This is a genomic window from Porticoccus sp. GXU_MW_L64 (genome assembly GCF_052983295.1).
The window spans coordinates 1-649 of the sequence record NZ_JBRKJK010000051.1 but is presented as its reverse complement, the minus strand read 5'-3'; the positions used below and the strand labels follow the sequence as shown (position 1 = coordinate 649).

At 41.4% G+C, this 649-nt stretch carries 1 protein-coding gene; it reads right to left on the bottom strand.

What is annotated here, in order from left to right; genetic code table 11:
• Positions 1–109: 109 nt before the first annotated feature.
• Complete coding sequence (locus ACVBEJ_RS14590; protein WP_447130367.1) at positions 110–526, bottom strand: hypothetical protein; 417 nt, start codon at positions 524–526, stop codon at positions 110–112.
• Positions 527–649 lie beyond the last annotated feature (123 nt).

Sequence of the window (649 nt, the reverse complement as noted above, 5' to 3'; positions counted from 1 at the left end):
TGTCACGATGATATCCAGAGTATTTATTTGCTATATAAAGAACCGACTTGGGCGCCCTGAACCGGGCTTGTTCAACAACAGGATAAGTCGCGGCAAGCGCTACTTATCCTTATTCGTTAGGGTTGAAACTCCTGCCAACATAGTAAGTAGCTAATATGCCTGTAAGTGCCATTGCCACTGTTAGAGTTACAAACCCTACGGATGGGTGGATTTCCCACCGCCCTAGGACAAAATATTTGTATATCGGTGAAACAGCTACTCCAAATAAAAACCCAACCAATCCCACCTTGATTAGAAGTAGTGACTTTTCCCAGAAAAGCAGCATTAATGTTCCAACCCACAACAACACATATAAGCACGCTGAAATCAAGTTCAACGTAAAGCCAAATGGGTACTCAAGCATCAATGATAGGCTGCCATCATCGTGTACAAAATGCCCCATTAAGGCCTCTAAGTATCTGGCATCTCTATCACCTGATAGCAATAGAAAAAATACCATGTAAAGAGTAAGTAAAATTCCCTTCATTGCCCTAACGAGCCCGTAGAAAAACAGCTTTCAGATTTCGTTTATTCACAGGCCGATACTCTCTGTTTCAACTGCTCACCATTTAACCAAATCCATTCAACATAATCACATTTTATGCGAATG